Origin of the sequence: Pseudomonas zeae (assembly GCF_014268485.2) — a bacterium.
Lineage (GTDB): Bacteria > Pseudomonadota > Gammaproteobacteria > Pseudomonadales > Pseudomonadaceae > Aquipseudomonas > Aquipseudomonas neuropathica.
Genome location: NZ_CP077090.1, coordinates 4,091,039 through 4,106,657 on the forward strand (window position 1 = coordinate 4,091,039; position 15,619 = coordinate 4,106,657).

The window sequence follows — 15,619 nt, forward strand, 5'->3', positions numbered from 1 at the left end:
ATTCCAACTGTAGGAGTGAGCCTGCTCGCGATGGCGTCAAATCAAACACCTCAAAACCGTGGCTTGACCGCCTTCCAGTCCGGCTTGTAGCGCTGCATCTGCCGCACATCATCACGCTGACGAATCCCGCACGTCAGATACTGATCATGCAGCTTGCCCAACTGCTCATGATCCAGCTCCAGCCCAAGCCCCGGCGCGCGGGTGATCTTCACGCAGCCATCGACAATCGGCAGTTTGCCACCCTTGATCACCTCCTCATCCGGCTCCTGCCACGGGTAATGGGTGTCGCAGGCGTAATCCAGATTCGGCACCGCCGCCGCGACATGCGCCATCGCCATGAGGCTGATACCCAGGTGCGAGTTGGAATGCATCGACACACCGAGACCGAACACATCGCACATTTTCGCCAGCGTCTGCGTGTCGCGCAGGCCGCCCCAGTAATGGTGATCGGCAAGCACGATCTGCACACTGTTCTGCGCAACGCTGCGGCGAAATTCGTCGAAGTCGGTAACCACCATATTGGTCGCCAGCGGCAGTCCAGTGCGCTTGTGCAGTTCGGCCATGCCGTCAAGGCCCGGCGTCGGGTCTTCGTAATACTGCAAATCATCGCCGAGCAATTCGGCCATGCGAATCGAGGTTTCCAGCGACCAGTTGCCGTTCGGATCGATGCGCAACGGGTAACCGGGAAAAGCCTTTTTCAACGCTTTGATGCACGCCACCTCATGCTCCGGCGGCAAGGTGCCGGCCTTGAGCTTGATGCTCTTGAAACCGTACGCCTCGATCATCCGTGCAGCTTGGGCAACGATCTGCTGCTCGCTGAGTGCCTCGCCCCAGTTATCCGGCTTGTACGGCGAATCGACATGCTGTGCGTACTTGAAGAACAGGTAAGCGCTGAAAGGCACTTCATCGCGAATGGCACCGCCGAGCAAATCCACCAGCGGCACATTGAGGTAATGCGCCTGCAAATCGAGAAACGCCACTTCGAACGCCGAATAGGCATTGCTCACTGCTTTACTGGCGTGGGAACCGGGCGCCAGTTCGGCACCAGCAATGCTTGCAGGTTTGTTCGCGGCAACGGTGGCCTGCACGATCGCGCGCAACTGGTTGAGGTTGAACGGATCGAGGCCGATCAGTTGCCCCTGCAACTGCTGCTGGATCGCCAGCGCCGGGGCATCGCCATAGCTTTCGCCGAGGCCGATGTAGCCGTTATCGCTTTCGATCTCGATGATCGAGCGCAGGGCAAAGGGTTCGTGGATGCCGCTGGCGTTGAGCAGCGGCGGATCACGAAAGGCAATCGGAGTCACGGTGACACGGGTGATTTTCAAGATAACGCTCCTGACAGATCAACAATCAATTCAATGGCTCGCGGCCGGTCTGGCCGTCGCGACAACGGCGGTCTCGTCATGGGGCTTTGCCGGAGTTTTACCCTTGGCACCCGGGGTCGTGCGAGCAAAGAAGATCACCACTGCAGCGACCAGTGACGTCGCCGCCAGGCCATAAAGACCGCCCTCGATGGAGCCGGTGGTTTCTTCGAGGATGCCGAACGCCGTCGGCGCAACGAAGCCGCCGAGGTTGCCGATGGAGTTGATCAACGCGATCACTGCAGCGGCAATGCGCGCATCCAGATAGCTTTGCGGAATCGGCCAGAACAAAGCCGACGCAGCCTTGAAGCCGATGGCGGCGAAACAGATGGCAACGAAGGCGAAGATCGGCCCGCCAGTGGTCGACATGAACATGCCGATCGCCGCGATCACCAGTGTCAGCGCGACCCAGGCCTGCTGGAATTTCCACTTGCCGGCCATCGCCGCAAAACCGTACATGGCAACAATCGAAATGATCCACGGAATCGAATTGAGCAGGCCGACCTGGAAGTCACCGAGGTTGCCCATCTTCTTGATCATGCTCGGCAGCCAGAACGTCGCGCCGTAAATGGTCAGGGCAATGGAGAAGTAGATGAAACAGAACAGCGCAATCTGCCGATCCGCCAACAGCTTGAACATCGACGGTTTGGCCACTTGCACCGCCTCACGAGCGCGCTGCTCTTCGGCAATTGCCGCCACCAGCGCTTCGCGTTCCTCTTCGCTCAGCCACTTGGCCTGACGCGGATGCGATTGCAGCCAGAACCAGACAAATGCGCAGAGCACCACCGATGCGGCACCCTCGATCAGGAACATCCACTGCCAGCCATGCAAACCCAGGCCACTGATATGCAGCAACGCACCGGACACCGGGCCGGAGATCACCGAGGCAATCGCCGAACCGCTAAGAAACACCGCCATGGCCATGGCGGCCGCGCCCCAAGTGAACATGATCCGCGTCAGCCAGACCCGTGCGCCATAACGTTGCAGGAGCATGTTGGACGGCACTTCGAACAGCGCGTAGCCAACGAAGAACAAACCGGCACCGAGGCCGTAAGCCGCCGCACCGATGCCCAGATCGGTTTCCATGTGGCTGCGCACGAAACCGATGTTGACCCGGTCGATGTAGTTGACGATGAACATCACCACGAACAGCGGCAGCACGTGGCGCTTGACCTTGGCTGCCGCACGGGCAAGCACCGTGACGTCCAGCGGACTCTGGAGGGTTTTCAAGGGGCGACTCCCGATCTTGTTTTTTTAGGGATGGCGTAAAGCGATGGGTCGATCATGGACGGCGATCATTGATCCCGTCTAATCTAACTTGGCATTCGATTGATACCCGGATTAGATCAATGTTCGAACTGACTCAACTGCGCTGCTTCACCACCGTCGCCACCGAACTCAACTTTCGCCGCGCCGCTGAGAGACTGAACATGACCCAGCCGCCACTGAGCCGGCAGATTCAGTTGCTTGAGCATCACCTCGGCGTCGAACTGTTTACCCGCAGCACTCGCAGCGTCGCGCTAACGGCTGCCGGTCGGGCGTTTTTCGTCGAAGCACAGAACCTGCTGGAGCGCGCACAGCAAGCAGCCGTCACTGCCCGACGGTTCGCAGAGGGCGACATCGGTACGGTGAACATCAGTTTTGTCGGCAGCGCGGTGTATGAATTTCTGCCTAAGGTGATTGCCGAGGCGCGCCTGAAACAACCGCAGGTGAAAATCGATCTGTCGGAGATGAACACTTACCAGCAGCACGAAGCCCTGCGCGCGCGACGCATCGATTTGGGCATCGCCCGCGCGCCGCTATTGGAGCCTGGCTACGCGACTGAATGCCTGGTGCGCGAACCGTTTGTACTGGCGGTGCCGAGTGGACATCCATTGGCAACGGCGGCTGAAGTGGCGGTCAGTAACCTGGATAAACAACCGTTCCTGATGTACTCCCATGCCGCGTATCCGCCGTTCAACGAATTGCTCACCGGAATGCTGCGCTCGGCTCGGGTTGCGCCGGATTATGTGCAGTGGCTGGGCTCATCGTTGACGATTCTGGCACTGGTGAATGCCGGGATGGGCCTGGCGCTGGTACCGCGCTGCGCTACCAGTGTGGTGTTCAGGAATGTGGTGTTCCGCGACATTGATCTGGGTGAAGGCGTGCAGAGCGAGCTGCATCTGATCTGGCGCGAGAACAACGACAACCCGGCGTTTGCGATGTTGCTGGAAGCGATTCGCCGGGCGGTGGCTGAGGGTTGGGGCTAAGGAAATACTAGCTCTTCAGCGGTGGTGGAGCGCTCGGTGCTCTAGGCTGCGCATTTGCCACTGGCTTGCCATCTTTCGTGTAACGACGCGCTACCCATTCCGGCATTGGTTGCGGTGCTCTGGCTGTCATAAAGAAACCTCCGATTTCGGGCCGAATTCGACCCACTTGACCTTGCCGGAATCTATCAGCAAAAACTCAGCGCCAAAAGGCACTTCTGCCCCTTCGGCATCCAGCCAACAGGGATTCTGCATCACGAACTGGCCACTGCTGGATTCCGGTGGCCACTCCACGGGCCAGCCAAAAACGCGCCTTTCATCGTTCAAATGTAGCGTGACCAGACGATGATGTTGGGCAAAAACGCTGAACCATTCGCTGGGGTAGGAAGTTTGTTTCGTGACATTTCGACTGCGTAACCAGCCATGCAATTTGTCATTCGTGGCCAGGTAGCAGGAAAGCAACCCGAGCGTCACCGACACAACGAATGCCCAAATTGTTTCGGCCTTGGCATCCCAACGTCCTACAGAAAAGCCTTTCGAGCCTACCCACAAACACATCGCCCCAATCCCCAAAACCGCTCCCTGAATCACAAATGTAAAAATCAGCGCCTGGACAATCTGCCCGAACGTATCGGGTCGTTTGAATGCCGTCAGCGAATAAAAAATCCACGCCGACAAAAAACCGGGAATCAGGTACTGCAACAGCGGAATTACTTCTTTGACCAGATCATCCATGATCCGAGGCTCCTTGAAAGACCGGCCGATCTGACTATCGACCGCCCCTCAAAAGCCTAGTGCACACGGCTGAAAACCCTCACGCGCAACTGTCACCACTCATTACGCATCCTGCAAAATCAGATCCGCGCCCTTCTCCGCCACCATCAACACCGCCGCGTGAGTATTGCCCGATGTCACGTTCGGAAAGATCGACGCATCAACAATCCGCAGCCGTTGGAAACCGTGCACCTTCAGCCGCTTGTCGACCACCGACGTCTGCTCGTCAGCGCCCATCGCGCACGAACCGCAGAGGTGATAAATCGAGCCACAGTTATCGCGGAAGTACTGCAACATCTGTTCGTCTGTTTCTACCGCCGGCCCAGGCAAAACCTCGTCTACGGTAATGGACTTTAGCGCCGGTGCATTCATGATCTTGCGCATCAGGCGACTGCCTTGAATCACCTCGTCGATATCCTTTTGCGTGCTCAGGTAATTCGGATCGATCAGCGCCGCATCCCGGGGATTTTTCGAGGCGATTTCGATATGCCCACGACTGGTCGGCCGGCACGGATTGAAGCACAGCAGAAAGCCGGAATACGGCTCAGGCTTGAGGCTGGCCTTGTTGTTTTTCGGGATCTGGTACGACAGCGGGTTGAAATACAGCTGCAGGTTCGGGTGATTCTGCTGCGCGTCGCCACGGAAAAAACCACCGGCCTGATTGACGCTCATGGCCAAGGCGCCCTTGCGCGTCAGCAGGTATTTCACGCCGAGTTTGAACTGACCGAACAGTGAACTCAGTTCATCGTTGAGCGTCGGGATATTGGCCTTGTAGTAATAGCTGGCGCACAGGTGATCCTGCAGGTTCTGCCCGACTGCCGGCAGGTGTTTGACCAAGGGAATCTGATGTTTGGCCAGAAGCTCACGATCCGCCACGCCGGACAGTTGCAGGATCTTCGGTGTGTCGACGGCACCTGCACACAAGATCACTTCCTTGCGTGCGGTAAAGGTTCGTACCACGCCATGCTGAGTAATCGAGATCCCGGTCGCCTGTTGTTGCGCGTCATCAAACAACACCCGACCCACCAGCGCGAAGTGCTCGACCGTCAGGTTCGGCCGTTTCAGTGCTGGATGCAGATGCGCGAAGCTGCTGGAGCAGCGCTGACCGTTCTTGGTGTTGACGTCGTAGAGACCCGCCCCTTCGAACTTCGCTCCGTTGAAATCTTCACTGCGCGGATAGCCGAGTTCCGAGCAGCCCTCAAGAAACACATCGCAGATCGGATGGGTCTGGCCCTTCATCGGCGTAATACTGATCGGGCCGCTGCCACCGTGATATTCGCTGTCACCCAGTGGATGATTTTCCAGTTTGCGGAAGTACGGCAACACGTCCTTGAAGCCCCAGCCGTCGTTGCCGTTGGCCGCCCAATCATCAAAATCATGAGCCTGGCCGCGCACGTAGATCATCGCGTTGATCGAGCCGGAACCGCCCTGCACTTTGCCGCGCGGTGCGTAGATTTCGCGGTTGCTCAGTTGTTTCTGTGGCTGGCTGTAATACATCCAGTTGAAGGTCGGGTTGTAATACATTTTGGCGAAGCCGACCGGAATCTTGAACCACAGGGAACTGTCCTTGCCGCCCGCTTCCAGCAACAGCACGGTGTATTGGCCCGAGGCCGAGAGCCGGTTGGCCAGCACGCAGCCAGCGGCGCCGGCGCCAGCGATGATGTAGTCGTATGTCATGCACGGTTACCGCGTAAGTCGTTGTACAAAATTCGCCGCCCTTGTGGGAGCGAGCTTGCTCGCGAAGACTGCCTGTCAGCTCGCATTTTCATTGCCTGACACCCCGTCGGTTCGCGAGCGAGCTCACGTCCACAGGGGACTGGCCTGGCAATCAAAGCCTGTGTCAGCCGCGAGCTGGTGAGCTGTCTTTCACGTCCACCGGGGTCGGCGCCATCTGCAGGTGCAAACGCTCGCCGGTGTACGTCGAATGCTTGCGCACCACGTCCATGTTCAGCTCAACCCCCAGGCCCGGCTCGGTGGACGGAATGATGTAGCCGTCCTCCCACTGCAACGGTTTGGTCAGCACTTGCGCGTGGAAGCCACCCCACGTCTCGATGCTTTCCTGAATCAGGAAATTCGGCGTACAGGTCGCCAACTGGAAACTCGCCGCCGCGCCAATCGGCCCGTTGTACAAGTGCGGGGCGATTTGCGCGTAGTAGGCTTCGGCCATGCTGGCGATCTTCTTGGCTTCGAGCAGACCGCCGCAGCGCGCCACGTTCATCTGCAGAATCGACGCGCCGCCAGCCTGCAACAGCTTGAAGAATTCGTACTTGGTGGTCAGGCGCTCGCCAGTGGCGATCGGGATGCTGGTCTTCGCCGCGACCTGCGCCATGGCCTCTTCCTGCCCCGGCGGCACTGGCTCTTCGAACCACAGCGGGTCGTATTTCTCCAGACGCTTGGCCAGGCGGATTGCCGACGAGGGCACCATCTGCCCGTGGGTACCGAAGAGCAGGTCGCACTTGTCGCCGACTGCTTCGCGAATCTTGCGGCAGAAGGTTTCGCATCGCTCCAGCACTTCCAGCGAAATCTGGTGCCCGGAGTACGCGGTGTAAGGGCCGGCCGGATCAAACTTCACGGCGGTGAAGCCTTTGTTCATGTTCTCTATCGCGCACTCGGCGGCCAGATCCGGGTCGTCGTAGTCGTACTCGCCACGGCTGTTGATGGGGTACAGGTAGGTGTAGGAACGCAGACGTTCATTGACCTTGCCGCCGAGCAACTCGTAAACCGGTTTGTTCGCGGCTTTGCCGATGATGTCCCAGCAGGCCATCTCCAGACCGCTGACCACGCCCATCATGGTCAGATCGGGACGCTGGGTGAATCCGCTGGAATACGCCTGGCGAAAGAAGCGCTCGATGTGGTGCGGATCGTGATTGAGCAGGTAGCGTTCGAACACGTCCTCAATGATCGGCAACATGGCTTTCGGGCCGAAGGTCGCGGCGTAGATCTCGCCGACACCTTCAATGCCACAATCGGTCTTCAGCTTGACGAACAGCCAGTACATGCCGCCGATGTGCGGTGGCGGTACGGCAACGATATGGGTTTCAAGGGCGATGATTTTCATCTCAGGCACCTGCTTTTTTCGAAGATTGACGATTGATTCGGGCACGCAAGGTCACGGCAGCGAGGGTGCCGATCAGACCGATAGTCGCGATGTAGCCGAAGTAGAGCTTGTAGCCGAGCGCGCCGGGAAAGTGCTCAGTGAGGTAGCCGTTGATCAGCGGGATAAAGGCATCCGGCATGTAACCGACCACCGAGACGATACCGATGGCCAGACCGGTGATGCGCAGCGGAATGTTGCAGCTGTCGAGAATCGCCCAGTACAGACCACGAATCGCGTAAGTCATCAGGCCGATGAAAATCACCGTGCCGATCAGCAGCCCCATACTGTTGAGTCCCGGAAATACGATAAGCCCGACGATGGCCAGACTGGCCAGCAGCAGCGCGACGATCAGCACCGAGATATTCGAGAACCTGTCGCCCAGCCAGCCGCCACCGATGCCGCCGATCGGGCGCATCCACAACTTGATCGTGGTGATGGTGCCGGCCATGACCGCCGTCATGCCGCTGCCTTGCAAGTAATCGGAGAAACTGTAGGTCGCCCAGAAGATGTGATACCCGCAGAACACGATGGCGGTCACCAGCCACAGCTCCGGGATCTTCACCAGCGTGCCCAGATCGCTGAGCAGATTGAACTTGCCCTTCTCCACCGCGGGCGTGTCTTCCATCGACTTCGGGTCCTTGATCAGCACCAGCAAGCAGCCGATGGCGATACAGGTGAAGGCATACAGATAAACCACGTGTTTGAAGCCTTCGGCGGTCGACTCGCCCCGGGTCTCCGTGGCAAACGCGAACAGACCCAGCGCGACCGTCGCCAGCAACGCCTCAACCAGCCCGCGACCACCGTCGAGAATCCCGAAGAACCGGCCCTGTTCCGTGTGATGAGCAATCATCTTCACGCGCTTGAGCACCGAGGCCCAAAAGGTCAAACCGGTGGTCACCCCCCAGCAACCGAAGATGATCATCAGCCCGCTCATCGACGGTGCCGTCGAGTACCAAAGGCCCAGAGCACCAGTGGCCACCAGCGAGAAGAAAATCAGAAAGCGCGGCGCAATGCGGTCGGCCAGCCAACCGCTAGGCAAGTAGCTGAGCAGAAAAATCGTGCCAAGCATCGAGTACAGATAACCCAGCTCGCTGTGGTTGATCTGGAACACCTCGAGCATGGTCGTTTGATAGACCTGACGAAGATAGAGAATCGGATAGATTGCGCCGGCGGCGAGCACCAGCAACATCAATTGGAAATAGCGACTTCCCTTGTCGCTCTGGCTTTTCACAGCCGACGTGGAACCCTGAACAGCGGCAGCAGAAGATGCATGCTTGGACATTGAAGTGACCTCGGGCGACCCGTGCTCCGGGCGCCCCTGATAATTGTTTTTATAGGTGCAGCGTGAGGCGTGTTGCGGTGGATCAGTACTTCATGACCACGAGTCGGGTCTGGGTGAATTCGAGCATGCCGTGCTTGCCGTCATCGCCGCCCAGGCCCGAGCGTTTCCAGCCGGCGTGGTAGCCCTGATACGGGTCGGCCGGGGTGCGATTGACGTACAACTCGCCGGCCTCGATGGCGTTGGCGACTTTCTGTGCGGTGCGGTAGTTCTCGGTGTAGAGCACCGACGACAGACCGAACTGATGATCGTTGGCCATGGCCAGCGCTTCGTCGATGTCGCGGTATTTGAGTACCGGCAGCACCGGGCCGAAGATTTCTTCCTGAACGACTTCCATGTCCTGACGGCAACCGCTGAGCAGCGTCGGCGGGTAGAAATGCCCCGGGCCTTGCGGCAGCACGCCACCGCTTTCGAGGATTGCGCCGTCAGCGATGGCGCGCTCGACCAAAGCGTGGATGTTCCGCTGCGAACTGGCGTTGACCAGCGGTCCCATCAGGTTGCCGTCGGTGGCGCGGTCGCCGAATTTCACTTCAGCGATTTTGGCCTTGAGCAGTGCGAGGAACCGGTCGTAGACACTTTCCTGCACATAGACACGCTCTACCGCCGTGCACAACTGACCGCAATGCGTGGTTTTCGACGCGATGATTGCTGTCGCGGCCGCTTCCAGATCGGCATCCGCTTCGATGATCGCCGGGGTCTTGCCACCCAGTTCCAGCGAAGGTTTGGCGATGTTTGCCTTGCAATAATCGAGAACGATGCGCCCGGCGTTGACGCTGCCGGTCAGGGTAATAAGGCCCACGGCCTTATGTGTGCAAACCGCCGCTGCCGTGGCGTGATCCATGGTCAGGATGTTGATCACACCGGCCGGCATGCCCGATTGCTGCACCGCTTTGGCAATTTCAAATGCCGAGGTCGGTGTGTTGTTGCTCGGGCGCACCACCACGGTGTTACCGGCGATCAATGCCGGGGCGATTTTGCGCAGCAACGTGTAAACCGGGTAGTTGAACGGGATCAGGCAGGCAACGACGCCGATCGGCTCGCGGTGCAGAAACAGGTTTTCGTCAGGGCTGTCGCTGGGGATGATTTCGCCTTCGATACGGCGCGCCCACTCTGCGTGGTAGCGAGTGATCTGCGCGGCGTAACGGGCTTCGTTGCTGGCATCGCTAACGCTTTTGCCGGATTCGGCGGCCAGTGCGGCACCGATGGTTTCAGCGCGATCTTCAAGGGCGGTGGCCAAGGCTCGCAGATGTTCGGCGCGCTCGATGCTGGTGAGTTTGCCCCAGACCTTTTGTGCCGCTGCCGCCGCATCGACCGCCGCGGTGGCTTCTTCGGCGGTGGCACCCGACACATGGCCGAGCAACGCTTCGGTAGCAGGGTTGTAGACCGCGATCAGCGCCGCGCTGGCAGGCTCGATAAATTGGCCGTTAACAAAATTTCGCTCGATTCGCATGTGCATCGCCCATCGTTTGTTTTTATCAATGCCACCAGTCTTGTCATCGATGGCGGGTTGAACAAACGATTTATCGGGCGGTTAAACATTCGAAAAATGCAGGTTACCCCCGCATCGGCACAAATCCCCTGTAGGAGTGAGCCTGCTCGCGATGGCGGTGTGTCAGCCACCTATTTTTCGCTGATACACCGCCATCGCGAGCAGGCTCACTCCTACAAGGGAATCTGGGCTGATTCAGATAGCAGCGGTCGAGGGCTCTAACTGGCGCTGCGCCAGCCAGATTTCCTCTTGCAGCCATTGCGAAAAAACCTGCAACTGCGGCATCTCGGTCTGCTCCGGCCGGGTCACCAGCCAATACGACTGGTGCCCCTCCACATGCACATTCAGCACTTGCGTCAACTGCCCGCTGGCCAGTTCCGCAGCGACCATGTGCCAGTCGGCTATGGTGATGCCCAGACCATCGGTCGCCGCCCGAATCGCCAGATCCAGCAGATCGAACTCGTAGCCGCCCTGGGTATCCACGCCGGTGATCCGCGCCGCATCGAGCCAATGTTTCCAGGTCAGATAACGCTGATCCTCTTTGGCCAATACGTGCAACAACGTCAGGCGATTGAGATCAATGCCCGACTCGCCACTTTCGCGGGCATACAGAGAGGGGGCGCACACGGCGATATGGCGCTCCTGAATCAACAATGAACTGTCGAGACCGTCCCACTCGCCGTCGCCAAAACGGATCGCACAATCAAGCGTACTGGTTTCCGCGAGGCTGTCCTGCAAGCGTGTGGTGATGCTCAACTCAAGCTCCGGGTGTTGCTCGCGCAAACGGCCCAGACGCGGCATCAACCAGCGGCTGGTAAAGGTTGGCGGCGCATTGATATGCAAGCGGTTGGAGTGGGTTTTCTGCTGAATGCTGCGCACTGTCAGCTCGATCTTGTCGAATGACTGGTGCAATGCCCGCAGGAGGATCTTGCCGGCACCGGTCAGCTCCAAATGGTGATGGCGGCGCTCCAGCAAACTCTCGCCGAGCTGTTCTTCCAATTGCCGCACCTGCCGGCTGACGGCGCTTTGGGTGACATTGAGCAACTCGGCGGCGCGGGTAAAACTACCGGTGCTGCCGGCCACCTCGAACGCTTTGAGTGCGTTCAGGCCGGGCATTTTGCGTTTCATATCAAGGCACTCGAAAACCACTGACAGGGCACAAAGCATCCCACGACTGTGCCGGACTGTCCTACAGGAATTTCCGAGTAACATGCATTCGACGCAGGTTTACTCACCGTTTTTATCGTTTGTTCAACCACCAGCGGATGGCAAAACTGCGCGGCATCTCTAATAAAAACAATCGAGAGCCGCTCCATGCCCTTCTCTGCTTCCTTTCGCTTGCGCACCACGTCCATCGTCCTGTTCTGCAGCATTGCCGCTCCGGCGATGGCTGTGCAGGTCACCGACAATCTTGATCTGGGCGGCGCCATTCGTGCGCGCTGGGACCTGGACCCGGATCGCGACATTCAGAAGTTCGGTCTCGACACGGTATTCCTCAGTGCCAAGTACAATTCCGACAGCTGGATCGGTGAAGCGCAGTACCGCTTTTACGGTCGTTCGTATCCCTACCAGTACACGAAAAACTACGGCGACATCCAGTTCGCCAAGTTCGCGTGGGTCGGCTACAAATTCAATCCCGGTCAGCAAGTGCAGGTCGGCCTGAACACCGTGCCGTTCGGCTTGCAGCCGTACTTCGGCAGCACCTTCTACGAAACCCTTGGCAACGTTATCGGCCTCGAAGACGTGCAACAGGTCGGCGCCAAGTACATCCAGCAAAGTGGCGACTGGAACGTCCAGGCCGGTTACTACCTGCGCCCGGCGTGGCAAGGCAAAGGCACCAGCAATGGCGTGAGCTACTCCAGCATCGTCTCCGAGGCCGACAGCTATGTCGCCGATGGCAGCGACAACCAGGAACGCAACACCGTGGTGCTGCGCGTGGCCAAGGCACTCGATCTGGGCCCGTGGAAATCCGAGGTCGGCGTCTCCGGTCTGACTTCCAGCCTGCAGAACCGCGACACCCACAGCGATGGCCGGCGCAACGCCTTGGCCATCCACTATCTGGGCAAGAACGGCCCATGGGGCGTGCAACTGCAAGCGGCGCGGCAACAGATGTCGCCGCGCAATCCCGGCAGTGATGAAGTGGTGACGTTGGGTGGGTATGACGGTACTTACAACGTCGCCAGTCGCGGCAATCTGTACGTGGCCGACCTGAGCTATGACGTCGGAGGCAAATACCTCTTTGATCAGGTCAGCGGGGTCAAGCTCTACGCCAACTACAGCGCCTTCGACAAATCCGCCAGCGGCTACAAGACGTCAGAGCGGATGATCCTCGGCAGCTCGTTTTCGGTGAGCAAATTGTGGGTCGCGGCCGAGTGGTTGTTTGGCCGGAATGATCCGTACATTGGCGGCAGCAGTTACACCCAGAGTCTGGCTGCGGGTGGGCTGGATCAGTGGGAGAACCAGGTGTATGTGAACGTTGGTTACTACTTCTGATCCCGACATGACTGCGCCGATGAGATAGCTTTCGCGAGCAGGCTCGCTCCCACATTGGAATGCATTCCAGGGTAGGAGCGAGCCTGCTCGCGAAGGCGCCCGCACAAACTCCACTTGCATCAAACCCTCACCAATAGTCAGATACCCCCTACAAATAAAACCTACAAAAACAAACCGAGCCAAACGCTCGATCCGGGGTTCTGCCTCCATGCGTCAACTGCCCTCCCTCAACACCCTGCGCGTGTTCGAAGAAGTCGCGCGTCATCGCAGCTTCAGCCAGGCCGCACTCGGCCTTAACGTCACCCAGGGCGCAGTCAGTCGTCAGATCAAACAACTCGAAGACTACCTCGGCGTCGCGCTGTTCGTGCGCACCCCGCAAGGCCTCTCGCTGACCGAAGCCGGCAGCAATCTCAAACCGCATCTGGCCGAAGCCTTCGATCATATGGAGCGCGCCCTGCAAGCGGTACGCGTGCCCAATCTGCGCCAGCGCCTGCGCGTACTCGCCCCACCGACCTGGGCCACGCGCTGGCTGTCGCCACACCTGCGCGCGTTCTGCCAGCGCTACCCAGACATCAGCCTCAGCGTGACCAATCAGGCCAGTCACGACAGCCTCGCGGACATCGATTGCCACATTCGTTTTGGCCTCGCCGCGTCAACCCACTGCGCCAGTCAGTTATTGGTCATGGAACGGCACATCGCGGTGGCCAGTCCGGAGCTGTTTAACGGCGATCAAGCGCCAGACCTGCACGAGTTTCCGTTGTTGCACATTCTGCATGACGGCAAGCGTCTGAAGGTCTGGGAGAACTGGCTGGCGGCGATGGGACGAGAGGATATCGATGCGGGACAAGGCTTGGAATTCAGCACACTCGATCAAGTGATCCACACCGCGCTGGCGGGTGGCGGACTGGCGGTGATTGATCGGCAGATGATCGAGAAGGAATTGGCCAACGGCAGCCTGGTGCCGATCACTCCGATTGAAGTGATCGGGCCTTATGGCTATTGGCTGGATGTGGCGAATGACAAGCAAGGCCTGTCGAAAGTGAAGCTGTTCACCGATTGGCTGAGCCTGGTGAGCAACCCCTGAAAGAGCCCCTCACCCTAGCCCTCTCCCGGAGGGAGAGGGAACTGACCGAGGTGATTATTCGAATTACGCCGACCTGAGATACCGAGTCGAACGTAGATTTTGAATACTACATAGATCGCCCCCCTTTCCCCCTCGCCCCACAAAGGAAGAGGGAATTGGCCGGGGTGATTGTATGGGGGACACCGATCTGAAATCTCGAGTCGAACGCAAACGTTGAAAGCCACAAAGATCGGCCTCCTTTCCCCCTCGCCCCTTAGGGGCGGTCCGACGTTTCGGGAGGGCTGGGGTGAGGGGGAGGTTTTAAGCCTTGCACATCAAATCGGCGTGACGACTTTGCTCACCACAATCGAACTCCCCTCCACCGTGGTCTGCGCCTTGCACGCCTGACTCAACGTCAGCGATTTGGTCTCCGGCGCCCACGCCCACGACAGCCATGCGCCAATCGCCAGAATCGCCGCGAGAATGCCCATCGTCGGGCTCAAGCCGATCCCGGCCACACTTACCGGCAGCAGGAACGTACTCACGGCCGACCCCAAACGACTCACTGCCGTCGCCAGCCCGATACCGCTGGCGCGAACCTCGGTCGGAAAGCTCTCCGCCGGGAACACCCCGACCAGATTGCTCACCGCCGACAACACCAACGTAAACAGACCAAACACCAGCACCATCAGCCACGCCGCACTGCCCGGCAGTACCGCCAGCAGAAACAGCGCCACCGCGAGAATGATGAACGAGTTGATGAGGAATCCACGCCGGGTGAATTTGATCGTGCACCAGATACCGATCAGCGCGCCGAGGATCAGCAGCATATTCAACATCAACTCAGTGCCGAAGCCTTCGGCCAGGCCCATCTTCTGCAAAATCGACGGCAGGAATGTGTAGATCGCAAAGTACGGCATCACGATGCACACGAAGAACAGGCAGTTGAACGCGGTGCGCTTGCGGTACTCACGGCTGAACAGCACCGCATACCCGGAACGGGTTTCCGTGGAGCGGGTTTCGTCGAGTTCGACGTTATCGCCCAAGTGTTTTTTGACGATCGCCCGCGCCTCGGCGATGCGTCCCTGATTGACCAGCCAGCGTGGCGATTCCGGCGTGCCGATGCGCGCGATCAGGATCAATGCCGCCGGAATCGCCGACGACGCCAGCATCCAGCGCCAGGCATCATCGCCAAGGCTGAGCATTGCCGTGCCGACGAAGGTTGCGGCAACGTAACCGAAGGTCCAGATCACGCTGAAAGAACCGAGCAAAACGCCGCGATGTTTCTTCGGCGAGAACTCGGCCAGCATCGCGTGGCCGACGCTGAAATCGCCGCCCAAGCCGATGCCGATCAGCACTCGGCAAAGAAACAGACTCATCGCTGTTTCGACATAAAACTGCATCACCGAGGCCACGGTGATCAGCACAAAACTGACCAGAAAGATTTTCTGCCGGCCGACCTTGTCGGAGATCCAGCCGAAAAACAGACTGCCGAGAAACAGCCCGATCAACGCCGACGCGCCGATCAAGCCTTGCCAGAACGCATCCAGCTGCATCTGCGGACTGAGTAAGGTGAACGCGATACCGATCAGGCCGAGAATGTAGCCGTCGGTGAAGTGCGCGCCGAAGGTCAGGCCGGCGATCTTGATATGAAACCGGCCGATCGGCAGGTCATCGATTTTTATGGGTTGAGCGGACATGTTCGTCTCCAATTGTTGTTATTGACGGAGAAACCGATTGCTCTTGCTTTTGCTTTT

General features: G+C 58.9%; 12 protein-coding genes. 3 read left to right on the plus strand and 9 right to left on the minus strand.

Features of this window, described 5'->3' with window-relative positions:
- Positions 1-50: 50 nt before the first annotated feature.
- A complete protein-coding gene (locus tag HU754_RS17825; RefSeq protein WP_186623601.1) occupies positions 51-1,325 on the minus strand; it encodes a glucarate dehydratase family protein in 1,275 nt (424 codons plus the stop codon).
- Between the two features lie 30 nt (positions 1,326-1,355).
- Positions 1,356-2,591, minus strand: a complete 1,236-nt coding sequence (locus tag HU754_RS17830) for an MFS transporter (RefSeq protein WP_186623600.1) — start codon at positions 2,589-2,591, stop codon at positions 1,356-1,358.
- Positions 2,592-2,710: 119 nt separating this feature from the next.
- Here HU754_RS17830 and HU754_RS17835 point away from each other — a divergent pair, with 119 nt between their 5' ends.
- Positions 2,711-3,610, plus strand: a complete 900-nt coding sequence (locus tag HU754_RS17835; protein WP_186623599.1) for a LysR family transcriptional regulator — start codon at positions 2,711-2,713, stop codon at positions 3,608-3,610.
- Between the two features lie 126 nt (positions 3,611-3,736).
- Here HU754_RS17835 and HU754_RS17840 read toward each other — a convergent pair whose 3' ends face one another.
- The 6 genes from HU754_RS17840 to HU754_RS17865 form a co-directional block, all read right to left on the minus strand.
- The gene (locus tag HU754_RS17840) at positions 3,737-4,342 is read right to left on the minus strand and encodes a DUF6338 family protein (protein WP_093437445.1); all 606 of its coding nucleotides are present in this window, start codon (positions 4,340-4,342) and stop codon (positions 3,737-3,739) included.
- 102 nt (positions 4,343-4,444) lie between these two features.
- Positions 4,445-6,058, minus strand: coding sequence for a GMC family oxidoreductase (locus HU754_RS17845; RefSeq protein ID WP_186623597.1), 1,614 nt, complete (start codon positions 6,056-6,058; stop codon positions 4,445-4,447).
- 163 nt (positions 6,059-6,221) lie between these two features.
- A complete protein-coding gene (locus HU754_RS17850; RefSeq protein ID WP_186623595.1) occupies positions 6,222-7,439 on the minus strand; it encodes a mandelate racemase/muconate lactonizing enzyme family protein in 1,218 nt (405 codons plus the stop codon).
- A gap of 1 nt (position 7,440) precedes the next feature.
- Positions 7,441-8,760, minus strand: a complete 1,320-nt coding sequence (locus tag HU754_RS17855; RefSeq protein WP_186623593.1) for an MFS transporter — start codon at positions 8,758-8,760, stop codon at positions 7,441-7,443.
- 82 nt (positions 8,761-8,842) lie between these two features.
- Positions 8,843-10,267: an aldehyde dehydrogenase gene (aldA, locus tag HU754_RS17860; protein WP_186623591.1), complete on the minus strand. Its 1,425-nt coding sequence runs from the start codon at positions 10,265-10,267 to the stop codon at positions 8,843-8,845.
- A 234-nt stretch (positions 10,268-10,501) separates the two neighbouring features.
- The gene (locus tag HU754_RS17865) at positions 10,502-11,434 is read right to left on the minus strand and encodes a LysR substrate-binding domain-containing protein (RefSeq protein ID WP_186623582.1); all 933 of its coding nucleotides are present in this window, start codon (positions 11,432-11,434) and stop codon (positions 10,502-10,504) included.
- Between the two features lie 186 nt (positions 11,435-11,620).
- On the opposite strand from HU754_RS17865, the gene HU754_RS17870 reads away from it, so the two are divergent.
- Positions 11,621-12,799, plus strand: coding sequence for a hypothetical protein (locus tag HU754_RS17870; RefSeq protein ID WP_186623579.1), 1,179 nt, complete (start codon positions 11,621-11,623; stop codon positions 12,797-12,799).
- A 208-nt stretch (positions 12,800-13,007) separates the two neighbouring features.
- Complete coding sequence (locus tag HU754_RS17875; RefSeq protein WP_093437416.1) at positions 13,008-13,883, plus strand: LysR substrate-binding domain-containing protein; 876 nt, start codon at positions 13,008-13,010, stop codon at positions 13,881-13,883.
- A 314-nt stretch (positions 13,884-14,197) separates the two neighbouring features.
- On the opposite strand, the gene HU754_RS17880 is transcribed toward HU754_RS17875, so the two are convergent.
- Entirely contained in the window at positions 14,198-15,562 is a 1,365-nt protein-coding gene (locus HU754_RS17880; protein WP_116255441.1) for an MFS transporter, read from the minus strand.
- Positions 15,563-15,619 lie beyond the last annotated feature (57 nt).